Consider the following 23,986-nt stretch of genomic DNA (forward strand, 5'->3'; position numbering starts at 1 on the left):
TCGCCCGGGCGATCGGCAGGCCCAGCCCGGTGCCGCCGTGCCGCCGGGTGACGCTGGCGTCGGCCTGGGCGAAGGGTTCGAAGATCGTCTCCAGCTTGTCGGCGGAGATGCCCTCGCCGCTGTCGTGCACGGCGATCTCCAGCAACGTGTCCTCCGGGCGCCCGGAGGGGCCGGGGACGATCCGGGCGAGCACCCGCACGGCGCCGGTTTCCGTGAACTTCACCGCGTTGGCGACGAGGTTCGTCACCAACTGGCGCAGGCGGCCGGCGTCGGTGCGGATCGTCTCCGGCGCCGGGCCGGACCACCGCAGTTCCAGCCCGATCCACTTCTGCCGGGCCCGGACCCGCAACAGACTCAGCACGTCGCACAGAATCGCGTGCGGGTCGCAGGGGGCGATCTCGAACTCGACGCGGGCCGCCTCGAACTTGGACAGGTCGAGAATGTCGTTGATCAGGCTCAGCAGGTGATCGCCGCTGCTGCGGATCGTGTCGAGGTACTCCTCCGCCTGCCGGGGGTCGGCCTCCCCGGTTCGCAGGAGGTCCGCGAACCCGAGGATGCCGTTCAGCGGGGTGCGGATCTCGTGGCTCATGTGGGCCAGGAAGGCGCTTTTGGCCCGGTTGGAGGCCTCGGCGGCCTCCTTGGCGGCCGTCAGCTCCGCCTCGTGGGCCTTCTGTTCCCGCAGATCGGTCTGGATGGCGACGAACTCCGTGATCGTCCCCGACTCGTCGCGAACCGGCTCGATCTCCAGGCGGATCGGGTAGGCCTCGCCCCCCTTCGCGTAGTTCAGGATCTCCTCGCTGACCGGCTCGCCGCGGTGAAGCCGCTCGCCGATGCGGCGCTTCGTCTCCGGATCGGTCGCCGTCCCCTGGAGCAGACGGCCGGGCTTCTGCCCGATCGCCTCGGCTCGCGAGTAGCCGGTCAGACGCGTGAAGGCGTCGTTGACCCAGATGATCTTCTTGCGGGCGTCGGCGATGATCACGCTGTGCCGGGTCGCCTTCGCCACCAGCCCGAGGCGGCGGTTCTCGGCGGCGGTCGCGGCAAGCTTCTCGTGATATTCCTGCCGCTCCCGCTGGGCGAGGCGGTCCTCCGTCACGTCCGCGAACACGCCCACGACGCCGCGGACGGCGCCCTTCCCGTCGCGCAGCGGCACCTTGCTGGTCAGCAGTTCCCGCTGATCGGCGCCGTGGCCGATCGTCTCCTCGATGTCCAGCATCGGCTGACCGGACGCCATCACCAGGCGGTCGTCGCGACGGTATTTCTCGGCGTCTGCGCGGGGCAGACCGATCTCGTAGTCGGTCAGGCCGATCACGTCGTCCGGCGAGCCGTGGGAGATGAAGTCCGAAAAGGTCTTGTTGCAGCCGAGGTACCGGCCCTGTTCGTCCTTCCAGAACAGCGCGTGCGGGCTGGCGTCGATCACCGCCCGCATCAGGGCGCGGTCGCGGCGGAGTTCGTCGCTCAACTCCTCCAGGTGCGGCAGGGCCAGCAGCCGCGGCGCCGCCCGCAGCACCCCGACGGCGGTCCCCAACGACACGATCGCCGTGACCGCCTTCAACACCCCGGCGAAGCGGTACACCGGGTGCCAGAAGATGATCGCCTCCACGAGGTGTCCGAGCCCGCACAGCAGCACGAACGTGGCGAAGGCCACCATGAGCCCCGGGAACGGGATCGCGTGCCGCCAGCGCTGCTTCAGCGTGCCCGGCACCTGGCGGGACCGCTGCCACATCAGGGCCAGCAGGCCCAGCGGGATCGTCATGTAGGCGAACCAGATCCCCAGATCGCTGACGACGTGCAGCCAGCCGAGCGGTTCGGTCCAACTCCCGCAGTACCACCGGGCGGGGAAGTCGGAGGTGTCGAACAGGTTGGCGAAGAACGCCCCGGCGGACTCCGTCCGCAGGGGGGCGCCCGCGGCGGGGACGCAGCCGGGACAGTCTGGTACGGCCATCGAACGAACGGTTTTGAGGGCGGGGGGCGGTTCGGAAACATGCCCCCCGTTCGCCCGTCCGGCCGGACGGGACCGACCGGTCGACGCCCCCCGCCGCCGCCCCCGTTCGACCCTGCCGATCGTGCCGACCGGACCCGGCGCGGAATGCCGCAGTCCGCCGAAAACGCTTCGCCCCCGCAGCGTTTCTTGCCGCTGCGGCCGCGGGCCCGCATGCCGAGCGACCCCGTCGCGGTCCCGCGGCCGGCCGCGAACGTGACCGAGCAGCCGCCCTACCCGGCCAGCAGGCGGGCCTCGGCGGCGTCGATCAGGGCGACGGCGTCCGCGGCGGCGGCGTCCGACCCGGCCAGCCAGCCGCTCACGCTGCGGTCGGCGCTCAGCACCGTGCTGTGGTTCCGCCCGCCGAAGTGACCGCCGATCTCCCGCAGGGCGGCGGCGGTGTGCTTGCGGCACAGGTGCATCGCCACCATTCGCGGTCGCGTCACCCGCTTCGCTCGGCTCTTCGAGCGCAGCTCCTCCACGGTGAGGCCCGCGGCGTCGCACACCGCCCGCTCCACGTCGTCCAGGCGAATCTGCCGGGCGCAATCCCGTTCCAGATCGCTCAGCACCTTGCGGGCGGCCGGCAGCGTGACGGACTTGCCGGTCATCTCCCGCCACGTCTCCAGACAGCAGAGGGCGCCCTCCAACTCCCGCACGCTGCCGCGGAACCGTTCCGCAACCCATTTCAGGGCGTCGGCGGTCACGGGCAGGTTTTTGCCCTCCAGCTTCCGCTTCAGGATTGCGGTGCGGGTCGCCGCGTCCGGCGGGGCCAGCCGGGTGACCACCCCGGAGGCCAGCCGGGTCAGCAGCTCGTCCGGCGTTTTGGTGAGCAACCGCGGGTGCCGGTCCGCCGAGACGGCCACCGGCCGGCCCAGCCGTTCGTACTCCTGGAGGGTGTGGAGGAACTCCTCAGCGAAGCCGTCTTTGCCGTCGAGGAAGTCGACGTCGTCAATGACGAGCGCGTCGGCGGCCCGCACCTTCTGACGGAACGCCGGCAGGCCCCCGCCGCGGAGACCGTCGGTGTAGAGGTTGGCGAACGCCTCGGCGGTCATCAGCAGCACGCGGCCGCCGGCGGTGCGGCGCCGCATCGCCTGCACGGCGCCCTCCAGCAGGTGGGTCTTGCCCACCCCGCTGGGGCCGTACAGGTACAGCGTCCGGGCCGCCCCCGCGGCGAACCGGGCGGCGGCGGCGAGGGCCAGCTCCGTCTCCGGCCCCGGCACGAACGACCCGAAGTCCCGCAGCCGACGCGGCCGGTGCGACGGCGTCGCCGGCGTGACGGCCGGGGGCTCCGCGGGCGTCTCGGCGGCCCGCCGCTCGGCCGCCGGCCGGGGGACGTCGGCGCCGGGGGCGCGGAACGGCAGCACCGCGGCGGGCTCCCCGCCGGACCGTTTCGCCTCCCCGCGGACCAGCGCCGCGTCCAGCAGCCCGGCGTCGACCGCGTACCCCACGCACCCCGCCGGCCCGCCCAACTCGCGGGCGGCTTCCCGCAGCGGGGCGGAGAAGCGGCGTTGCAGATAGGTGAGGACGAACGGACTGCCGGCCTTCACCGTCAGTTCCACGCCCGCCAACTCGAAGGCGGATTTCCCCTCGAACCAGGCGCCCCAGGCCCGTTCCCCCACGCACCGCCGCACCACGGCGGCGAGGTCCGGCGAACCGCCCTCCGCCGCCGCGGGGGGACCGGGCAGATCGGGCGACGCCGCGGCGAAGGGGGGAACGGGGTGCGTCATGCGGGAGGAATCGAGGCTCGACGGCGGCCCGTCGTGGACGCGCCCGGCGAACGTACCTCCCGCATCGACCGCAGCCGGCGCTCCCCGCCCGCCGGACCGCGGATTGCGGCGGTCCGCGGGGCCCGCGTCGGCGCCGTCGCTGCCATGCGCGCCGTCGGCCCACCCGGCGCCGCCCCGCGGACCGCTCCCGCCGGCGCCCTCAGTCGCCGGACCGCCGTTCCGCCGGCCGTCCCGCCGGTTCAGGCTCAAGTCGCTTCAGGAACAGCGCCCGGGAACCGGTCTCCGCGAAGCCCGCCGCGGCGTACAGCCGGCGGGCCGGGGCGTTGTCGGCGTCGACCACGCAGGTGACCGCGGCGGCCCCGGCGTCCCGGGCCGCGGCCAGCCGCTCCGCCAGCAACGCCCGCCCCACGCCCCGACGCCGGGCGGCCGGCGTGACGCCGAGGTAGCACACGTCCCACTCCGCCGCGGCCCCCTCGCCGGACGCGGAGATCAGAACCAGCCCCAGCGGCTCCCCGCCGCGCAGGGCCAGCCGGCAAAGATCCGGCCGGAACCCGGGGGCGGCGGCGTGGGCGTCAAAGTCTTCGTCGGCGTCCGCCCCGCGGGCGTCGGGGGCGTCGCGGCTGTCAGCGTAGGACGCCCGGGCTGTCTCCCGAAAAAGGCGCTCTGACTTCCGTCCGAGAGTCCGCAGAGAGTCCCACGGCGTTGCACCGGGTTCGGTCGGGCGGGCGCAGTCCCGGCGGAGCAGCCGCAGTTCCGCAATCCGGTCGAAACCGGCGGCGGTGAAGACGGCCGCATCGTCGGTTCGCACGGGGTCCGCAAACGCCTGCAAGCGGTCGCACCCGGCGGCGGCGGCGAAGTCCCCCGCGGCCGCGAGCAGCGCCGCCGCCGCGGCCGCGGGGGCCGCCGGCAGGAGTCGCGGCGGAAAGAGGTCGGCGGCTCCGCCGGCGCCCGGGGTGACCAGCGTGGACCCGCACGGTTCGGCCCCGCGGGCTTCGTCCGCCGCGATCAGCAGCCCGTCGAGGTTCAATTCGCCCCGCGCATGCAAATCGACGACCTGAACCACATCCGCGGATAGGTCGTCGGGGGAAGAGGTCTCCGCCAGCAACAGGGTGAGGGCGGCGACGCGCTCGTCCCGGGTCGCGGCGGGGCGGACGAGCACGGCGACGTCGGAACCCTCTGTGCCGGGGCCGGGAACGGTCACCCGGGCAGTCGGCAGCAACCGGTCCCGCAGGGGCCGGCCTCCGGCGGCGGGCACCCGCCGGCGATGGGAAGGCTCGCCGACTTGGCCGGCGCCGCGGGGGCGCTCATCAGCCGTTCCACCTCGGCGGAGTCGCAGGATTCGCAGCTGACCTCCGCCCGATCGCGGGCGGCGCCGCGGACCAACGCCTCAAAGCGGGCGTCGCAGGATCGGCAACGGTATTCGAACAGCGGCACGGCAGCGCTCCGGCGGGACGCTCAGCGGTAGGAGTACGGGAGGCGGGAGCCGTCCAGTGTGCCGCGGACCCGGTCGCCGTGGAAGGGGACGGACTGATAGCGGTCGAACGCCGGGCGCCGCGGACGATAGCGTTCCCGCTCGGCGGGCTCCAGCCCCTCGCCGACCGGGCGGACGACGCCGGAGGGTTCGAACCAACCCGGCAACACCTGACCGGCGTTGGGGGCGAAGGCGAACAGGCCGATCAGCAACGTGGCCGCGGTGACGGCGAACGTGGGCATCCACAGCCGCGACGCCGCGGAGGACGGCGGCGCCGCCGGCTCGGCGACGGTCAGACCTTCCCGCACCGACGCCCACAGGCCGCCCCCCTGCTCCATCGGTTCGCACCGGCGAAGCGCGTCCAGCCCCTCGCGGACGGACTCGTAGTGGCCGCGGCAGTGCGGGCAGTCGTTGGCGAGGGCGCGAGCGTCCGCGGCGGCGGCGGCGTCGAGGTCGTCGCCGGCCAGCAACGCCAGCGAACGCCGGGCGTCGGCGGTGAGACGGCTGGGGGGGGACGGAGGAACGGTCATCGGAACGAGGTCGCGGGCGCGGCCGGGGGTGGACGGAAGACGATATGGAAAGAACGGGCGACGAGCGCTTTAGGCGGGCGAACGGCTCGTCCAGTGCTCGGCGAACATGTTGCGGGCCTCGGCCAGCCGCCAGCGGATGGTGGCCTCCTTCCGGCCTTCGATGGCGGCGATCTCCGAGGTGGGAAAGTTTTCCAGGTCCCGCAGGATCAGCACCTTGCGGTATTTCTCCGGAATCTTGGCGAGCACCGCCTCGACCTCTTCGGACAGGTCCAGTTCGCCGCGGGGGTCCGCCGTTTCCGGGTCGATCGGGCGGTCCTTCGACACCTCGCTGAACAGCGGGCGGCGGCCGCGACGCTTCTGTTTTCTCAGGTAATCCAGGGTGAGGTTCACGCCGATGCGGAACAGCCAGGGGCCGAACCGACGGGAGGCGTCGAACTTGTCCAACTGGCGGTAGACCTTGATGAAGGTCTCCTGCGCCAGGTCCCGGGCGATCTCGCGATCGCGGACAAAGCGGCCGATCACGCGGAGCAACCGGCGTTCGTAGCGGTTTACCAGTTCGCCGTAGGCGGCCTGATCGCCCTGACGGGCCATCGCCACGAGCTTGGCCTCCCCGGCGGCGTGCCGGGCGTCCTCGGACTCGGGCGAATCGTCCGCCGACGCGTCGACGGCCGGGAAAGATCCGGAGTCGTCGGGGTCGGCGGGCGGGCGGGCCGGGGGGTCGGCCATCGATACGGTCATGGGCGGTCCTCTCCCCCTCATACGAGGCGAAGAGGGACGGCGTTGGAGGAAAGCGGACGGATTTCGGGCATTCTTGGCGACGCTCCATTGTTGTCGAACCGCGTGCGGGGCCGGAAGGGGCCGCCCCGATCCGCACGCGGGGGCCGTCGCGTTGGCGGGCGGTGCGGGCGTTCCCCACCCTGCACCGTCCGCCGGTCCGCCGCCCCCGAATCGAACCTCCCGAAAGCCCGCCGATGTCGCTGACCTACACCGCCCTGGGCGCCGCCGGGGAGGTCACCGGGTCCCAACACCTGTTGGAGCATCGCTCCTTCCGCATCCTGCTGGATTGCGGGCTGTTTCAGGGCGGGCCGAGCGCCCACGCGGACAACCGCCGGCTGGACTGTCGCCCCCGCGATCTGGACGCGGTGGTTCTGTCCCACGCCCACGCCGACCACTGCGGCCGTCTGCCGATGCTGGTCCGGGAGGGGTTCGACGGGGAGATTTACTGCACCCCCGCCACCGCCCGCATCGCCGGGGTGATGCTGCGGGACAGCGCCCACATCCAGGAGGAAGACGCCGCCTTCTGTCACAAGCGATTCGGCCCGGACCACCCCGGGGCCCGGCCGCTGTACACGGAGGAGGACGCCCGGCGGGCGATCAAGCTGTTCCAGCCGATCGGCTACAACGAACCGACCCGGCTGAACCCGAACCTCAAGCTGACCTTCCGGGAAGCCGGGCACATCCTCGGCTCGGCGATCACGGAGTTGTCGATCGGCAAGGTCCCAAACGCGACCCGGCTGGTGTTCACCGGGGACCTCGGCCGACGCGGCATGCCGCTCCTGAAGGACCCGGCCAGGCTGCCGGGCTGCGACGTGCTGATCTCCGAGTGCACCTACGGGGACAAGATCCACACCCCGCCGGGGGACATCGCCAACGAACTGCTCCGCATTCTCACCCGCGCGTCGGTCGACGGCGGCCGGGTGGTGATCCCGGCGTTCAGCCTCGGGCGGACCCAGCAGATCGTCTACTACCTGAACGAACTGGCGGAACTCGGCGTGTTGCCGGAGATGCCGGTCTACGTGGATTCGCCCTTGGCGACCCGACTGACGGAGGTCTACCGGGACCGGCAGGATCTGATGGACGAGGAGGCCCACCAGATGCTCAAAATCGACGACGACCTGTTCGATTTCCGCGGGCTGCTCTACACGACCTCCCGGCAGGACAGCGTGGCGATCAACGAGGTCGGGCCGCCGTTCGTGGTGATTTCGGCCAGCGGAATGTGCGACGCCGGCCGGGTGCGACACCACCTCGCCCGGGCGCTGCCGAACGAGAACGACTGCGTCGCCCTGATCGGCTACCAGGGCCGCGGCACCACCGGCCGGGCGATCGCGGAGAAACGGGAGTGGGTCGAGATCTTCGACCGCCGCGTGCCGATCCGCTGCCACGTGGAGCAGTTCGGCGGCCTGTCCGCCCACGCCGGGGCGGACGACCTGAAGTGGTGGTTCGAGGCGATGGCGAACGAGGGCGGCATCGGCGAATGCTTCCTCGTCCACGGCGAGCCGGAGGTCGCCGAGAGCTTCGCCGGCCTGATCCGCGACTGCTGCGACGAAGACCCGGTGACGCCGGAACGCGGCGAGGTCTTCCAGCTTTAGAGGGAGAAATTCCAAGGGACAAGAAACAAGAACCAAAGGGGGGCGGCAGTCGCTCCCCCTTTAGTTCTTGTCACAAGCTTCCTGGAACGTGCCGTTAGGCGATTTGATGGACGAGCATCAAATCGTGCCCCTTGGCGCTCCACTTGGAGGTGCCGACGAGCACGATGCGGTCGCCGGCGTGCAGCACGTCGTGCTTGCGGCCCCAATCGACGACGAACTTGAGCACCTCGCGGGGCTCCCCGGCGACGGCGTCGGTGCGGACAGGGGTGACGCCGAAGTACAGGGCCATCCGCCGGGCGGCGTCCGCCTGATCGGTGAGGGCGAGGATCGGGATCGGGGAGCGCTTCGCCGACACCGCCAGGGCGCTTTTGCCGCTGTGCGTGGCGACCACGATCAGCTTCGCCCCGAGCTGCACCGCCGCGGCGACGCTGCCCTCGGTGACGGCCTCGGTGATCGGGTGGGCGTGGTGGCGGCCCTCGTCGGCGTCGGCCCGCAGGCCGGCGGCGTGGAAGTGCGGGTCGCTTTCCGCCTCGACGGCGATCCGGCTCATCATTCGCACCGCCCCGCGGGGGTGGGCGCCGATCGCCGTCTCGCCGGACAGCATCACCGCGTCGGAGCCGTCCAGGACCGCGTTCGCCACGTCGGTCGCCTCCGCCCGGGTCGGGCGCTCGGACTCCTGCATGCTGTCCAGCATCTGCGTCGCGGTGATCACCGGGACGCGGTGGTGGTTGCAAAGCCGAATGATCCGCTTCTGGAGCACCGGGACCCGGGCGATGTCCGCCTCCACGCCGAGGTCGCCGCGGGCGACCATCACGGCGTCGGTCTCGGCCACGATTTTCTCCAACTCGGCGACGGCCTCCAATTTTTCGATCTTCGCCACGATCTGCGGCGGGCAGTTCGCCCCGTGCTCCGCGATCGCGGACCGCAGTTCGGTGATGTCCGTGGCCCGGCGGACGAAGCTCAGGCCGACGTAGTCGAGCCCCTGCCGGACGGCGAAGGCGAGGTCCTCCCGGTCCTTCTCCGTCAGGCTGGGCGTGGACAGCGACACGCCCGGCAGGTTGATGCCCTGCTTGGAGCGGATCAGGCCGGGCTGTTCGACGGTGCACTCGACCAGCACCGGCATGCCGCCGTCCTCCTTTACGGAGGTCACCCGCATAGCGACGGTGCCGTCGGCCAGCAGCACGCGGTCGCCGACCCGCAGGTCGTCCAGCAGCGGCTCGTAGGTGCAGGTCAGCGTGCGGGGATCGGTCTCGACCGGCTCCCGGGCGAACTTGAAGGTCTCGCCCAGGCCGCACTCCAGCCCCTCGTCCGGCAGTTCGCCGAGGCGGATCTTCGGGCCGGAGAGGTCGCCCAGCAGGGCGACGGGGCGTTCGAGGTCCGCGGAGATCCGCCGGACCTCGGCGACGACCTCCGCCAACCGGGAGTGCTCCCCGTGGGCGAAATTCAATCGGAACACGTCCACCCCGGCGAGCACCAGGCTGCGGAGCCCCTCAGGGCTCCAGCAGGCCGGGCCGACGGTGGCGACGATCTTCGTTTTGACCAGCGCGGCCTCGTTCCCGGTCGGGGGAGCAACGTCCATCAGCGATAAAGTTTGACTTAGGGGGTCGGGCCGAACGCCCGAGCGTTCTAACGTTCGGCGGTACGGGTGGCGTCCGCCCCCGCGGCGTCGTCGGCGAACCACTCCGCGTTGGCGAGGTGAACCGGGGCGCCGGGGGCGGCGACGGGCAGCATACCGCCGAACGTCAACGTTTTCGGCCGCAGGCAGCTGTTCGCGTTGCAGGCCTGATATTTCAGGGTGACCGTCAACCGTTCGTTCCCCCCGGCCGCTTCGACCGGCACCTGCACCGGCGCCCGCAGCACGACCCGGCCGGCCAGTTCCTTGACCGGCCGCCGCGGCCCGCCCGGCGTCGCCGGCGGGAGCGTGGGAAAGGCGAACTCGCCCACCTGGGTGCCGCGGCTGGTCGTCACGGAGACGGTCGTCGGCACCGCGTACTTCGTCGGCGCCGGGTTCGAGTTGATGTGCCAGCCGGGCTGCACGTCCAGCACTACGGCGACCTCCGTACGGGCGCCGGCGGGCAGCTTGTCCGTCTTCAGAAACGCCCGGGCCCGCACCTTCGCCGGCTCGGCCCCCGGGTCGGCGGCGCGGCGGGCGACCGCCGGGGCGGCGTGCACGCTCACGCACAGGGCGGTCAGGAGCAGGGCGAACGGCAGACGATTCAACACGGCGAGCGGTCCGGGGAAATGGTTCGGGCGCGGGGGGTGTAGTGGTTTCCCCGAACCGGGGCGAGACGAATCTCCGTCCCGAGGCCGCCCCATGGGTCCGGCCCGACGCCCGCTCAGTCCGGAACCGAAACCTCGGCGAGGATCTGCCGCACCACCGCCCCGGCCTTTTCGCGGCGGCCCTCCCGCATCGTCCCCCGCACGCCCAGCCGGTGGGCCAGCACCGGCACCGCCAGCCCCTTGATGTCGTCGGGCGTCACGTAGTCCCGCCCGTCCAGCACCGCGGCGGCCCGGGCGGCGGTGTCGAACGTCAGCGCCCCGCGGGTGCTGGCGCCCTGCACCAGATCGGCGTGGGTCCGCGTCGCCTCCACCACGTCCAGCAGGTAGTCCCGCAGCGAATCGTCCACCCGCACCGCCCCGACCCGCGTCCGCAGGGCCTTCAGTTCCTCCCGGCTCATCACCGGCCCCACGTCGTCCAGCGGCTCCCGGCCGGCGTGGTCGATCAGCGCCCGCCGTTCGTGCTCCCGGTCCGGATAGCCGATGCCCGTGCAGACCATGAACCGGTCCAGCTGGTTGTCCGGCAGCGGGTAGGTGCCTTCGCTTTCGAGCGGGTTCTGCGTGGCGATCACGAAAAACGGCGGCTCCAGCGGCAACGTGGCACCCTCGGCGCTCACCTGCCCCTCGCTCATCGCTTCCAGCAGCGCGGACTGCGTGCGGGGGGTGGTCCGGTTGATCTCGTCCGCCAGCAGGACGTTGGTGAAGATCGGGCCGCGGCGGAACTCGAACTCCCCCATGTCCGGCTTGAACAGGCTGGCTCCGAGAATGTCGCTCGGCAGCATGTCCGGGGTGAACTGCAGTCGGGTGAACTGACCGTCCAGGCTTTTGGCGATCGCCTTGGCGAGGCTCGTCTTGCCCACCCCGGGGGCGTCCTCGATCAGCACGTGCCCGCCGCCCAGCAGGGCGACGAGGGCCAGCCGGATCGGCTCCGGCTTGCCCAGAAGCACCCGCGACACCTGGTCCCTCAGCCGGTCGAGGGCGGCGAACTCGGGGGAGTCGGACGAGTCGGGCACGGCGGCGGTTCGCTCCGGGGACGGGCTGCGGTTCCCCCGGGACGGCGGACGCGGCAGGAGTGTGGACGGAGCGTCCCGACCGCTTCAAGCGTCCGCCGCCGATCGCTCGCAATCGAACCGTTCAGTCCCCGCCTCGGTCCCCGTCCGCCGGCTCCCGCCCCGCCGCCGGCTTGCCGCCCCGCCCCGGCCGCCCGATCATCCGCCCATGCCCGCTCTGACCGATCCCTCCGCCGCCGCCCCGTCCGAGGCTCCCGCCCGGGCGTCCGCCCAGGTGCCCGACGCCGCCGGTCGCTTCGGCGCCCACGGCGGCCGCTACGTGCCCGAAACGCTGATGCGGGCGCTGGAGGAGCTCGCCGACGGCTACGCCGCCCTCGCCGACGACGGCGACTTCCAAGCGGAGTTCCGGGCGCTGCTCCGCGAATATGTCGGCCGCCCCACGCCGCTGTACCGGGCCGATCGGCTCTCCGACCACTGCGGCGGGGCGAACGTGTGGCTCAAGCGGGAGGACCTGAACCACACCGGCGCCCACAAAATCAACAACTCGCTGGGGCAGGCCCTGCTGGCCCGCAAGATGGGCAAGAAGCGCATCATCGCGGAGACCGGCGCCGGCCAGCACGGCGTCGCCACGGCCACCGCCTGCGCCCGCTTCGGCTTGGAGTGCGTCGTCTACATGGGCGAGGAGGACATCCGCCGGCAGGCCCTCAACGTGTTCCGGATGAAGCTGATGGGCGCGGAGGTCCGTCCGGTCTCCAGCGGCTCCAAAACGCTGAAGGACGCCACCAACGAGGCGATGCGCGACTGGATGGGCAGCGTCGAGAGTACCCACTACATCATCGGCAGCGTCGTCGGACCGTCCCCGTTCCCCAAGATGGTGCGGGACTTCCAGTCCGTCATCGGCCGCGAGACGAAGCAGCAGGCCTCGGAGCACTTCGGCGGTCTGCCGGACGAGGTCGTCGCCTGCGTCGGCGGCGGCTCCAACGCCGCGGGGATCTTCTATCCGTTCGTGGAGGACGAATCCGTCATGCTGACCGGCGTCGAGGCCGGCGGCCGCAGCCAGACCGCCGGCGACCACGCCAGCACGCTCTCCTTCGGCCGCCCCGGCGTGCTGCACGGCTCGTTCAGCTACGTCCTGCAGGACGACGACGGCCAGACGAGCCCCGTACACAGCGTCTCAGCCGGCCTGGACTACCCCGGCGTCGGCCCGGAGCACAGCTATTGGAAGGACACCGGCCGGGTGAAGTACGTCGCCGTCGGCGACGACGCCGCCCTGTCGGCCTTCCGCAAGTGCAGCGAACTGGAGGGCATCATCCCCGCCGTCGAAACGGCCCACGCGATCCAATACGTCCTCGAAACCGTCGGCGCCCGCCCGGCCAGCGATCACGTCGTGATCTGCCTGAGCGGCCGCGGCGATAAGGACGTCTACGAAGTCGCGCGGCTCCTGGGCGAGGAGCTGTGACCACGCCCCCCGCGACAGCGACGGACGGGCTCCCGTGGACGCCGTTCGCCGCGACTGCGGGCCTCTGTTTGATCGGGCTGTGCTGCTGGGACGCGGGCTATGCGTTCCTCAGCCTGCTCGGCCCGGGGCTCGGCGTCGGGGACGAGGCAATGCACCCGCTTACGATCCCCGGCTTTCTAGCGGTGGGGCCCTTGGCTCTAACCTCCATTCTGCCGGCGCCGCGACGGGTGCGAATCGCCGCGGGATGTCTCGCCATTGTGGCCTACCTCGGAACGGCCGCCTTGATGCTGGCTCCGTTCACACCGGTCCCACGATGATCGAGGCCGATGGGGGCGGAGTCCGTCCCGGAACGGTCCGCCGCCGCGGCGGAGATCGGAGCTCCCGGGGAGAGGATCGAAAGCGGATGGGGTAGTCTTCGCTCAAATCTTTCGCCGACCGACCTTCGCGTCGGGAACTTTACGCCGACGCTCATGACCTCCCCCATCACCGCCGCCTTTGACAACGCGAAGGCGGAGAATCGTCTCGCCTTCATGCCGTTCGTCGCGGCCGGGGATCCGGACTGCGGGACCACCGCGGAGGTGCTGCGCACCCTCGCCGACGCCGGGGCGGATTTGATCGAACTTGGGGTGCCGTTCTCCGACCCGATCGCCGACGGGCCGGTCATTCAGGCCAGTTACACGCGGGCGCTGGGCGGGGGGTTCAAGCTGTCGCAGTTCTGGGCGATGCTGGAGGGGCTCGACACGGATTCTCTGCCGCCGCTCGTGGGGATGGTCAGCGTCTCGATCGTCCAGCGGGTCGGGACGGCGGCGTTCTGCGAGAAAGCGAAGGCGGTCGGGCTGGCCGGGTTGATCGTGCCGGACGTGCCGGGCGACGAGGCGACCGGCCTCGCCGAGGCCGCGGGCGCCGCGGGGCTGGACCTGGTGCAGCTCGTCTCGCCCCTCACCCCGGCGGAGCGCGTGAGCAAAATTCTCGCGGCGTGCAGCGGGTTCGTGTACTGCCTGTCGGTCGCCGGCACGACCGGGGAGCGGGACCAGCTCCCGCCGGAACTCACGGCTCACCTCGACCGGCTCCGCCAGCAAACGGACCTCCCGTTGGCCGTCGGCTTCGGCGTCAGCAAGCCGGAGCACGTGCAGGCCCTGCGAGGGCACGCCGACGGGGCGATCGTCGGCAGCGCCCTGGTCCGCCGGCTCGAAGCCCTGGCGGATCAGCCAAAGGAGGCGGTCATGAAAGACGTGGCGGCCTTCACACGTGAGATGGTCGCCGCGTGTCGTTCGTAGGGTCCGCTGCGCGGACCGTCATCTCGGCTCGGCGCCTTTGGGACGCGGTCCGCATAGCGGACCCTACGAACGCCGTTTGAACGGGTAGAACCACACGCCGTAGGGCAGGAACCGCGGCTTCAGCGGCTCGGCGAACCGCACCGGATCCGCCAATTCCCAGGCCCAGCGGTTCTCCAACTCCCGCGGCGGCACGCAGGAGGCGGCGGCGTCCTCCGGCGTCGCCCGCCGACAGCCGACGAGGTCCACCGTCCCCACCAGCGCCCCGCGGGGCAGCGGGTCCGGGTTCACCTCCTCCCGGAGCAGGACGACGTCCAGCTCCGGCAGGTCACTGAGTTTTTTGGCGGAATACACGTAGATCGTCCCCCGCACCTCCGTGGGGCGGGTGCGGATCTCCAGCGTCTTGCGGCCCCGCAGGATCAGTTCGCACCACGGTTGCCGGACGCCCAGGGCAATCCGGTCCCGCTCCGGCGCGGGCGCGACCAGACCGCCGCCGTTCACTCCGCCGACAGGGCGGGCGCCGGCGTCTCGGGGGGCGGGAGGCGGGTCCATAACGGCTAAGTCGACCCGCCGTTCGCCTCCACCGCAACCGCCGCCGGCTCGGCCTCCGCGATCGTCCCAGGGTCAGCGTTCGCCGAGGCTCTCGAACCGCTTCACACACAGAATCGCCCCGCCGACGGTCAGGGCGGCCAGCACGCCGGCGATCGGGACCGCGGCGACCTCTCCGGAGTCCGCCGCCGCCCCCATCGTCGCCGCCACCAGGAACACCGGCGACAGGGCGTAGGCCCCCACGCCGTAGACGATCACCCCCAGCACCGTCGCCCCGTACCGCACCACCGTGCTGAGGTAGGCCACGATCGTCAGGTACAGGCACCACCCGGCCACGATGGCCCAGGTGACGGGCGAGACTGCCGCGGCGACCGTGTCCTCCACGAAACGGGGGTCGCCCAGCGCGACGCAGCCGGCAAACGCCCCCGCCCCCGTCACCAATGCCGGCACGAGCGCCACCGACGCCCCCTGCAGCTTGCCCAGCAGCAGCGACGCGGCGCTCTTCGGCAACAACAACAGGTTGCCGAGCGTGTTCCACTTCAACTCCTCATTGAGCAGCCGGGTGGCGAGAAACAGCGAGTCGGCCATCGCCGCCGCCACGCAGACCACCATCCAGATCGCGAACATCTCGCCCCACACCCGCGTGGCGCCGAGGTCCGCCCCGTCGTAGGCGCCGATGCCGACGATGATCCCGAAGGCGGCGAACAGCCCGGCGAACCGCAGGGCCAACCCCCGGCCGCCGCCCACCAGGAAGCGGTACTCCTTCCAGGCCACCGGCCGCCGGCCGGGGCGGAAGCGGGAGCCGGGGTTCTTGGAGGAGGCCCGCCCGGCGAGCCCGCGGTCCGGCGCGGCGGCCCGGTCGGCGTCGGCGAAGCGTTCGAAGCAGATCCACGCCGCCGCGAAGCAGACGGCGCCGGCCGCCAGGCAGAAGCCCACCTGCGGGCACCACGGCCCTCCGCTGAAGCCGGTGGCGAAGATCTCGCCCAGCCGGTGCGGCACGCCGAACTCCGCCGCCCGATCGGCACCGTTCTCCTTGATCGCCACCGCCCAGCCCACCGGCCCGGCGATCTGGACCAGCACCTGCCCGAAGAACCCCACCACCGGCGGCAGGGCGAAGTAGACCAGCAGCGAAAACCCCGTCCAGAACGCCGCCGTGGCGCTGCGTCGACAGAGCACGCTCCAGAGCAGCCCGAGGTTCGCCACCAGCACGAGGTAGGCCGCCAGACAGGCGAACGCCGCCGTGATCTGCCCCAGCAACACGCCCCCCAACGTGATCGCCAGCAGCACGAACGGCATCTGCACGCCGAGCAGCAACAACGCCGCGACCAGCCGGCTGGTGCTCTTGCCCAGCATCAACGCCGCCCGGCCGACGTTGGCCATCCGCAGGAGGCCCAGCGTGCCCTCCTCCTTCTCCTCCGTCACGGCCGTGGCGAACAGGCTGACCGCCGCGAGGCTGATGAACAGAACGTTCAACCAGCAGATATTCTCGAAAAACGCCAACCCCGGCGCCCCCAGCGTGAGGCTCGTCGCCGCGGCGATGAGCAGGGCGATCTCAATGAACCCTGCGAACCCCAACCGCAACAGGTGCCCGCGCAGACCGGACGCCTCGGTTTTGAGGGCGCGGTCGAAAAGGGCGAGGGAGCCGGAGAGCATTGGGGAGGTCGGAAGTCGGAGGTCGGATTTCGGATGTAACGAGTCGCCGGTTTACCTCGGACGTTCTTTAATTGGGCGATCGGCGGGATGGCCTTTGCCGCCGTTGCGCTTCGACGTGCGAATCGATGCCACGACGATCGCGGTGATCTCCTCCGCCTCGCGGTGAAGCGAAAGCACGCGATCGCGGGGCAGCAGGCCGGTCTCCATCACCATCTCTAGCCAAAACGCGCTCTCGTCCGCTTCCTCCTCCACGATCCCCAATTTCGCTCGGAATTCCGCCGTCGATCGGGCCCGGCGGGCGGCGCGGTAATTGGCGCCGACGGAGGTGCCGGACCGAATGAGTTGCCCTCCAATCGCATTCCCTTGCCGGTTGTTGGGCAACGCCGTCGTGAGTTTTACGACACGCACCGCGAACGCTTTCGTGCGGCGGACCATCTCATCCGGTTTCATCTCTCGTTTCGCCCTCGCGTGCGGGACACATCCGACTTCCGAAATCCGACCTCCGACGTCTCGTCACGCTTCGCGCACCCCGCCCGCCGTGAGTTCCATAAAGGCCCGGTTGAGGTGCTTCTTCTCCTCGGAGAAGCCGACCACCGGCAGGCCGAGGGCGATGACGCCGCCGAGGATGTCGTTCACGGGGATCACGTCGCGATCGAAGGTGATCAGCCAGCCGGGGCGTTCCTCGTCCTTTTTCGCTTCGGTCACGCCCGGGATCGCCATCAGGTCGCTGCCGAGGTCCTCCGGCTCCGGGGCGCCGTCGCGGGGCGGGTCGAGCAGCACCCGGTAGGTCACCAGCCCGGAGGCCGCCGACAGCAGCTCGTCGATCGAGCCGCTGAACTTCGTGGTGCCGCGGTCCACGATCGTCACCGAGTCGCACAGCTCCGCCAGTTCGGAAAGGATATGTGAGGAGATGAAGATCGTTTTGCCCATCCCCCGCAGGGCCCGGAGAATGTCCATCAACTCAATTCGGGCCCGCGGATCCAAGCCGGAGGCCGGTTCGTCCAACAACAACAGGGACGGATCGTTGATCAGCACGCGGGCCAGGCCGACGCGCTGCGTCATGCCGCGGGAGAGGCCCTTGATGAGGTCGTCCTGCCGGCCGTCCATGTCGGTCAGCTCGAGAACGTTTTTGATGACCCCGTCGCGTTCCTTCGTCGGCAGGCCGTAGGCGGCCCCGAAGAAATCCAGGTACTCGTGCACCGACATCTGCCGGTACATGCTGAAGTGGTCCGGCATAAAGCCAATGCTGCTGCGCACCTGATGGACCTGCCGGACGACGTCCCGGCCGAACACCCGCACGGCGCCCTGCTGGGGCTTCATCAGGGTGCAGATGATCTTCAACGTGGTCGTTTTGCCGGCGCCGTTGGGACCGACGAAGCCGTGAATCGTGCCCGGTTCGACGGTGAACTCCATCCGCTGGAGCGCCCGGTGCTTCTTGTAGGTGTGCGACAGCCGCACGACCTCGATCGCCGGCGTCTGTTCGGCGACCGGGGCCGGCGGGGCGGCGGCCGGGGCCTGCGCGGGGGCCTCGGCGGCTTCGGCGGACGGCGTGGCGACGCTCACAGCGGGAACTCGTAGGAGAGAATCGTGGTGCCGTTCTGGTTCGGCAGCGGGTCGGTCGGCAGATCCCGGCCGGCGGCGCCGAGGATGCGGTGCTCCTCCCGCAACGGCGTGACGGCGTAGACCCGCACCCGATCGGCCGGGGCGGCGAGGCGGAACAGCTGTCGGGCGTCCCGGAAGCCAAGGTCCCGGCCGATCAGCTGCCGGGCCGCGAGGTCCAGGCCGCGGTCGGTCAGTTCGAGGTCGTCCTCCCCCCAATACTGCTGCTGGTAGGGATCGTAGCCGTATCCGTAACCGTTCCCCTCCCCGTACGGCGCCGCCTGCACGGAGACGTTGCCGACCAACCCGAACCCGTACCCGGCCAGCAGGTTGCCCAGCGGGATCGGCTCGGCGTTCGTGTTCATCGTGGCGACCCCGCCGGAGGCGTTCAGCGGGTAGACATGCCGGTGGTGCACGGCGAACAGCCGGGCCCGGCTTTCGAGTTCCGGAGGAACCTTCACCCGCAGGCCGGTCAGCCGCACGCCGGAGCCGTCCGCCGTCGTGCCCGAGGCGCCGGCGAGCAGTTCCACCGGCGGGGCCGGTTCGTCCCGGCGGGCCTTCGCCACGAAGGCCCGGGAGGAGAACGGCGGCACGTCGGCCGTCAGCGAGCCGGGCTCCCCGTTGAAGCCGGTGTTGCGGATCACCCCCTTCACCGACTCCGACGCCTCGCCGGTGCTGTAGATCGGCGTGTCGCCCGAGACGGCGAAGGTGTAGTCGCCGCCGTCGGTCACGAACGCGTCCGCCCACTGGGTGACCTCCGTGGCACCCGTCTCGCTCCCCGGCGCCGGCGGCAGCGCCCGCACCAGCGCCGTGGTGCGCACCGACAGGCTCTCCCCGTAGCCCCGCCGGCCGACCGTCCGCAGGGCGATCCCGAAGGTCAGCGTGACCGCGATCAACAGCCCCAGCGTCGCCGGATAGCCGCGGCGTTCCCGTCCCACGAGGAACACCCCCGGGAACAGCGCCGCGACGTAGGCCAGGCAGAGGATGTGAATGAGCCCCCAGTTGTGCTCCGGCCGCACCATCCGGCGCAGCGTGGGCAGGATTTCCTCCTCCAGCCGCGTCGGGGAGTAGGAGACCGGGAAGGCGCCGGTCTGCCGCTCGCGGCGTTCCTCGAACGCCAGATCGTCCGCCGTCATGCGGGCGAACGTCGGATCCGCCAGCAGGGCGCCTTCGGCGAACAGTTTGGTGACGGCGCTCGCCTTCTGGGCGTGCCGCAGCACCGTGCCGCGGCCGACGGCGAAGCGGGAGGAGGGGTCGTTCAGCGGCGTCAGCGCCCCGCCGAACCGCACCGGCGAGCCGTCCGGGCCGGTCAGCAGGTGCACCGTCCCGCCGCCGTTCAGCCAGGCCAGGAAGCTCTCCTGCCGGACCGCCTCCCAGTCGGGCGCATGGTCGAGCACGACGCCCCGCAGCCCCTCGGTCGCTTCCGGCCGCGGGGGGAACAGGGTTTCGTCCATCCGCGGCAGGCCGGGGACGCGGGCGGTGAAGTCGTCCGTGCCGGTGAGGAACACCACCCCGGCGGCGTCCGAGTCCGTCAGGCCGGGCCGCGGCAGCGTGGCGGTCAGCACGCCGTCGTCCCCCGGGGAGAGCCCCTCGGGGATTGCCTGCAACCGCCAGGATTCGCCGCTGTCCAGCGGGATCACGTAGAACTGCACCCGCCGGGAGGCGAACGCGGACAGGAACACCGGCTCCGTCAGCACCGCGCCCCGCCGGTCGCCGACGAAGTTCGCCCGGTAGAGGTTCACCACGCCGTCGAAGGTGTCCTGCGTGGGATTGTCCAGCAGGATGGACACCGGCGTGAACAGCCCCGGCACGGCCTTCCCGCCGAACCCCCAGTCCACCTGCCGCACCGTCACCTGGGCGGCGGCCGCGGTCGGGAACAGGCCGCACGCCGTGACGGCCAGCAGCAGCGCGGCGAGCGAACGGCGGGGAGACATGGGCGAACCGGCGGGGCGGGCGGGAACGGCGACGATAACGGGGCGGCGGAACCGGCGGCGAGCGGTAGCGGATCGGCCGGCGGGGGGCGGATCGGGGCTCATGTCACGGGGCGACGGTGGAAGACCCACCATTCGGCGAGCAGCAGAACCAGCGCCCCGGCGGCCAGCCAACGCCACAGCGGGCGATCGGCGGCGACCTCCTCGCCGGAGGCGGCGACCGCCACCTCGTTGAACTCCAGTTGCTCCGCGCCCACCAGCGACGTTTCCAGCGGCGAGAGCGTCCCCACGGTGAACGCGGCGACCTCCTCCCCCCCGGCGCTGACGGTGTAGAGCCCGGCCGTCTCCGCCGGAACCGCGGTCAGCATCCCGCCGGCGTCGGCCCGCACGGTGCGGGTCCCGTCCGGGCCGGCGACGGTCGCCTCCCGATTCGGATCGCCCAGGTCCACCTCCGGCAGCGTGCCGGTCCGCTCCGCCCGTACCTCGCTCAACGCCGCGGCCCGGGTCGCCTCGCGGACGAGGTTTTGCACGAGGATCGGGAACGCCACCCGGTAGGGCAGCGTGCTGGTCGCCGGGTCGAACAGCAGGAAGTAGTCCACCCGGGCGCCCTCCCGCCGGCGGAGCATCAGCGGCCCGGTGCGGGCGTCGATCAACACCTCGTAGCCGAGCTGCTCCAGGTCCGCGGCGCCGGCCGGCTCCCCGTCGGGCTGTTCGAGGTACTCCGGCTCCTCGGTGATCTGCACCTCGCGGAGTTGAACGTGCTCCAGCACCGGCGCCGTCTGCCGCCAGTCGACCACCTCTGCGTAGCCCACCTTTGTGGCGATCAGGTCGCTCAAGTCCGGCGGAACGACGCCGACGAACGCTCGCACGTTCGCCTCCGGGGCGGGGTTCTCCTCGGTGTCCGGTTCGTCGACGATCGCCAGGTCGTAACTCAGCGGCCCCTCGACGCTCGGCCGGGGGAAGATCGTGACGGCGCCGGGTTCGAGTTCCATCGCCCGGCGGAATAGGCCCTGCGAGGTCGGGCAGTACGCCGTCAGCGGCCGCGGCGGGGGGAGGATCAGGCCGGCCGTGTCGTCGGCCGGCAGGCTGTCGGGCCCCTCGGCGACGATCCGCACCGTCACCGCCCGGGGGCCGTCCGCGGGGACCTCGAACACCAGCCGGGGCGAGTCCTCGGCCCGGTCGAAGCCGACCGACTCCGTCGCCAACGGGTCGCCGCCGTCCGGGCCCTCCTCGCCGTACAGTTCCACTGTCGCCCCGGTCGCGGCGCTGGCGGCGAGCTTCACGAACAGATCCCACCCCGCGTTCTCGGCGGCGCCGGCCCCGCTGCGGCGGGCGTTGAGGGCCACGATCCCGACGTTCGGCCCGGCTGCCGGCAGGCGCTGGTAGTTCACGGGAAAGGCGAGGTCCACGTCGTCGGCCGGCGGGAGGTTGCCGTCGGTCAGCAAAATCGCCTCCGCGACCGGGGCCGTGCGGGCCAGCGCCCCGGCCAGCCGCAGGGCGTCGCCCAGGTCGCTCTCCACGTCCTTCGTCGTCAGCCGATCAAGGGCCGGTTTGAGCAGGTTCGGGTTGTCCGTGAACTCCTGCAGCGTGCGGGCGTTGCGGTCGAAGGCGATCAGGGCGAGCTGCTGCCCGGGCCGCAGGCCCTCGATTAGCTCCTCGGCTTTCTCCTTCGCCAGATCGAGCCGCGACCGGCCGGCGGCGTCGGTCGCGGCCATACTGGCGGAGGCGTCGATCAGGATCACCCGGTACTCCGCCCGCCCCGCCCCGGCGTTCAGGAACGGCTGCATCGCCGCGAACGTCAGCGCCGCCAACAACAGCAGTTGGAGAAGGAGGAGCAGGTTGCGGCGGAACTTCTGGAACGGGCTGTTCACCCGCTTGTCGTTCACCACCCGCCGCCACAGGGCGAGGCTGGGCACCTCCGCCCGCGGCCGCCGCAGTTTGAGGAAGTAAAACAGGATGATCGGCGCCGCCAACGCCGCCAGGGCCCCGGCGGCGAGGTTCGCGAACCCGATTGAGGAAAGGGCGTTCATCGCAGCCCCCCCCGGCGGCTCGCGTAGGGTCCGCTCTGTGGACCGCCCGGGGTCGGCCGACGAGCCACGTACGCGGGTGCGTTCTGATCGCGGTCCGCACAGCGGACCCTACGAGAGTTCATCGCAGCCACCCCCGGCGTCGCAGGTCGCCGAACAGCAGGTCCTTCAACGGCTCCTCCGTGCTGACCGGCAGAAACCGGCCGCCGCGCTGGCGGCACTGCACGGCGAGTTCGTCCTCCAGGGCGAGGCGGTGGTCGTGGTAGTAGCCCAGCAGGTCGCCGGCCCGGGTGACGTCCAGCCCGGCGCCGTTCTCGCAGTCGACCAACCGCAGGTCGCCGGTGAGGTCCGGGTCGATCTCCTCCGGGCTGAGCACCTGCACGGCCCACGGCTCCAGCCCCGCCGCCTGCAACTGGCCGAACAGGCCGGGCACGTCGCCGAAGGTGAGGAAGTCGCTGGCGATCACCGCGATCCCCCGGCCGCGGTGCCGCTTGAGCACGTCCCGCACGGCGTCCTCGATCGGGTAGTCCCCACCGGGCTCCACCGTTTCGAGGAACTTGAGCAGCCGGGGCAGCGATTTGCGCCCCGTGCAGGGCGGCAGCCGCACCGGCTCCGTGCCGGCCGCGTGGCAGACGTGCGCGGACACCTTCTCGACGCTGGTCAACGCACAAACGCCGAACGCCGCCGCCAGCCGGCAGGCCCGCATCAGCTTCGTCTCGCCGCTGCCGTATTTCATAGAAGCGCTGGCGTCGACGATCAGGCAGACGTGCAGCTCTTCCTCGTGCCGGTAGAGCTTCATGTACGGCTTGTTGAGCCGACTGAAGATGTTCCAGTCGACGAACCGGACGTCGTCGCCGGGGGCGTAGTCGCGGTAGTCGGCGAACTCCGTGCTGCTGCCGCCCTTGCCGGCGAGGTGCTCCCCGCGGGAGGGGTTCGTCAGCCGACGGACCGGCTGCAACCGCACCCGTTCCAGTCGGCCGAGCACGTCGTTGGGCAGCAGCGTGGTGAGCGACGACCCGCTCACGCCGCCCGCTCCGGCAGCTGCTTGGTGAGGTCGCCGATGAGCTCCGGCACGCTCACGTCGTCGGCTTGGCCGTCGTAGTTCAGCAACACGCGGTGCTGCAGCACGGCGGGGGCGAAGTGGGCGACGTCCTCGAACGCCGCGTGCGGCCGGCCCTCGGCCAGCGCCCGCACCCGGGCGGCCTTGATGAGGCTCTGGGCGGCCCGCGGGCTGGCGCCGGCTTTGACGTAGCGGCTCACGGCCTCCCCGCTGTCGCCGCCGGCGACGCCCGTGCCGGGGTGCGTGGCCAGCACCAGCCGCACGGCGTAGTCCCGCACGGCGTCGGTCACGACCACGTTCGCCAGCGTTTTGCGGTGCCGCAGGATCGCGGCGCTGTCGAGCACCTGTTCCGGGTCGATCGGCTGTTTGAGGATGGTGCGGCCGACGATTTCGTTCAGTTCCGCCCGGTCCGGCAGCGGCACGTTCACCTTGAACAGGAACCGGTCCAGCTGGGCCTCCGGCAGCGGGTAGGTGCCCTCCTGTTCGAGCGGGTTCTGCGTCGCCATCACGAAGAACGGCTGTTCGAGCACGTACCGGGTGCCGGACGTGGTCACGCTGCCCTCCTGCATCGTTTCCAGCAGGGCGGACTGCGTCTTCGGGCTGGCCCGGTTGATCTCGTCGGCCAACAGCAGCTGGGTGAAGATCGGCCCCTGCCGGAACTCGAAGCGGTACTGGCCGTGCTCGTCGGCGCTCATTACCTGGGTGCCGACGATGTCCGCCGGCATCAGGTCCGGGGTGAACTGGATCCGCTTGAAGTCGAGGTCCAGCGCCTTCGACAGCGCCTTGACCAGCTCCGTCTTGCCGAGCCCCGGAACGCCTTCGAGCAGCACGTTGCCGCCGGCGAACAGGGCGGTGAGGACGGCTTCGATCACCTCCGTCTGCCCGACCATCACGCGGCCGACCTCCGTGCGGACCCGCTCGAAGATCGTGCGGAACTCCGCGGCCTCCTGCCGGAGTCGGTCCGGGTCGACGGGGGCCGGAGCGGCCGACGCGGCGGCCGGGTCGGGGAGCGAAGCGTCGGGCGGGGGGACGTCGGTCATGCGATGCGCGTCGGAAAAGTGAGAACCGGGAG

The 23,986-nt window shown here is 71.5% G+C and carries 20 protein-coding genes; 3 read left to right on the forward strand and 17 right to left on the reverse strand.

Going from position 1 to position 23,986, the window contains the following annotated elements; translation table 11 throughout:
- The 6 genes from ACG2DA_RS02360 to ACG2DA_RS02385 form a co-directional block, all read right to left on the reverse strand.
- On the reverse strand, positions 1 to 1,942 hold a 1,942-nt coding region (locus ACG2DA_RS02360; RefSeq protein ID WP_395253858.1), incomplete at its 3' end, for a PAS domain-containing protein.
- A gap of 269 nt (positions 1,943 to 2,211) precedes the next feature.
- Positions 2,212 to 3,705: a DnaA ATPase domain-containing protein gene (locus tag ACG2DA_RS02365; RefSeq protein WP_395253859.1), complete on the reverse strand. Its 1,494-nt coding sequence runs from the start codon at positions 3,703 to 3,705 to the stop codon at positions 2,212 to 2,214.
- Between the two features lie 199 nt (positions 3,706 to 3,904).
- Positions 3,905 to 4,864, reverse strand: coding sequence for a GNAT family N-acetyltransferase (locus ACG2DA_RS02370; protein ID WP_395253860.1), 960 nt, complete (start codon positions 4,862 to 4,864; stop codon positions 3,905 to 3,907).
- 38 nt (positions 4,865 to 4,902) lie between these two features.
- Entirely contained in the window at positions 4,903 to 5,139 is a 237-nt protein-coding gene (locus ACG2DA_RS02375; protein ID WP_395253861.1) for a zinc ribbon domain-containing protein, read from the reverse strand.
- Between the two features lie 21 nt (positions 5,140 to 5,160).
- Complete coding sequence (locus tag ACG2DA_RS02380; protein ID WP_395253862.1) at positions 5,161 to 5,706, reverse strand: hypothetical protein; 546 nt, start codon at positions 5,704 to 5,706, stop codon at positions 5,161 to 5,163.
- 69 nt (positions 5,707 to 5,775) lie between these two features.
- Positions 5,776 to 6,432: an RNA polymerase sigma factor gene (locus tag ACG2DA_RS02385; RefSeq protein WP_395253863.1), complete on the reverse strand. Its 657-nt coding sequence runs from the start codon at positions 6,430 to 6,432 to the stop codon at positions 5,776 to 5,778.
- A gap of 245 nt (positions 6,433 to 6,677) precedes the next feature.
- On the opposite strand from ACG2DA_RS02385, the gene ACG2DA_RS02390 reads away from it, so the two are divergent.
- Positions 6,678 to 8,075 (forward strand): MBL fold metallo-hydrolase RNA specificity domain-containing protein, encoded by a 1,398-nt coding sequence (locus ACG2DA_RS02390; protein WP_395253864.1) that lies wholly within the window; start codon positions 6,678 to 6,680, stop codon positions 8,073 to 8,075.
- Positions 8,076 to 8,169: 94 nt separating this feature from the next.
- Here the strand turns inward: ACG2DA_RS02390 and pyk are convergent, their stop codons facing one another.
- From pyk to ACG2DA_RS02405, 3 genes are all read right to left on the reverse strand, one after another.
- Entirely contained in the window at positions 8,170 to 9,654 is a 1,485-nt protein-coding gene (gene pyk, locus ACG2DA_RS02395; protein WP_395253865.1) for a pyruvate kinase, read from the reverse strand.
- A 47-nt stretch (positions 9,655 to 9,701) separates the two neighbouring features.
- On the reverse strand, positions 9,702 to 10,298 hold the full coding sequence (locus ACG2DA_RS02400; protein ID WP_395253866.1) for a hypothetical protein: 597 nt from the start codon (positions 10,296 to 10,298) through the stop codon (positions 9,702 to 9,704).
- Between the two features lie 113 nt (positions 10,299 to 10,411).
- On the reverse strand, positions 10,412 to 11,365 hold the full coding sequence (locus ACG2DA_RS02405; protein ID WP_395253867.1) for an AAA family ATPase: 954 nt from the start codon (positions 11,363 to 11,365) through the stop codon (positions 10,412 to 10,414).
- Between the two features lie 205 nt (positions 11,366 to 11,570).
- On the opposite strand from ACG2DA_RS02405, the gene trpB reads away from it, so the two are divergent.
- Both trpB and trpA read left to right on the forward strand, forming a co-directional pair.
- Positions 11,571 to 12,821, forward strand: a complete 1,251-nt coding sequence (gene trpB / locus ACG2DA_RS02410) for a tryptophan synthase subunit beta (protein ID WP_395253868.1) — start codon at positions 11,571 to 11,573, stop codon at positions 12,819 to 12,821.
- A gap of 470 nt (positions 12,822 to 13,291) precedes the next feature.
- Positions 13,292 to 14,098 carry a tryptophan synthase subunit alpha gene (gene trpA, locus ACG2DA_RS02415; RefSeq protein WP_395253869.1) on the forward strand — a complete coding sequence of 269 codons (807 nt, stop codon included), beginning with the start codon at positions 13,292 to 13,294 and terminating at the stop codon, positions 14,096 to 14,098.
- A 63-nt stretch (positions 14,099 to 14,161) separates the two neighbouring features.
- On the opposite strand, the gene ACG2DA_RS02420 is transcribed toward trpA, so the two are convergent.
- From ACG2DA_RS02420 to ACG2DA_RS02455, 8 genes are all read right to left on the reverse strand, one after another.
- Positions 14,162 to 14,647: an ASCH domain-containing protein gene (locus ACG2DA_RS02420; protein WP_395253870.1), complete on the reverse strand. Its 486-nt coding sequence runs from the start codon at positions 14,645 to 14,647 to the stop codon at positions 14,162 to 14,164.
- 72 nt (positions 14,648 to 14,719) lie between these two features.
- A complete protein-coding gene (locus ACG2DA_RS02425; protein WP_395253871.1) occupies positions 14,720 to 16,297 on the reverse strand; it encodes a hypothetical protein in 1,578 nt (525 codons plus the stop codon).
- A gap of 51 nt (positions 16,298 to 16,348) precedes the next feature.
- The gene (locus ACG2DA_RS02430) at positions 16,349 to 16,732 is read right to left on the reverse strand and encodes a four helix bundle protein (RefSeq protein ID WP_395253872.1); all 384 of its coding nucleotides are present in this window, start codon (positions 16,730 to 16,732) and stop codon (positions 16,349 to 16,351) included.
- A 78-nt stretch (positions 16,733 to 16,810) separates the two neighbouring features.
- A complete protein-coding gene (locus ACG2DA_RS02435; RefSeq protein ID WP_395253873.1) occupies positions 16,811 to 17,860 on the reverse strand; it encodes an ABC transporter ATP-binding protein in 1,050 nt (349 codons plus the stop codon).
- Positions 17,857 to 19,830: a hypothetical protein gene (locus tag ACG2DA_RS02440; RefSeq protein WP_395253874.1), complete on the reverse strand. Its 1,974-nt coding sequence runs from the start codon at positions 19,828 to 19,830 to the stop codon at positions 17,857 to 17,859. The genes ACG2DA_RS02435 and ACG2DA_RS02440 overlap by 4 nt, the downstream gene beginning before the upstream one ends.
- 98 nt (positions 19,831 to 19,928) lie before the next feature.
- Complete coding sequence (locus tag ACG2DA_RS02445) at positions 19,929 to 21,857, reverse strand: VWA domain-containing protein (protein WP_395253875.1); 1,929 nt, start codon at positions 21,855 to 21,857, stop codon at positions 19,929 to 19,931.
- Positions 21,858 to 21,975: 118 nt separating this feature from the next.
- A complete protein-coding gene (locus tag ACG2DA_RS02450) occupies positions 21,976 to 22,878 on the reverse strand; it encodes a DUF58 domain-containing protein (RefSeq protein ID WP_395253876.1) in 903 nt (300 codons plus the stop codon).
- Positions 22,875 to 23,954, reverse strand: coding sequence for an AAA family ATPase (locus ACG2DA_RS02455; RefSeq protein ID WP_395253877.1), 1,080 nt, complete (start codon positions 23,952 to 23,954; stop codon positions 22,875 to 22,877). Before ACG2DA_RS02455 ends, ACG2DA_RS02450 begins: the two co-directional genes overlap by 4 nt.
- Between the last annotated feature and the right edge of the window lie 32 nt (positions 23,955 to 23,986).

The sequence above is a fragment of the Alienimonas sp. DA493 genome, from assembly GCF_043951915.1.
Classification (GTDB): domain Bacteria; phylum Planctomycetota; class Planctomycetia; order Planctomycetales; family Planctomycetaceae; genus Alienimonas.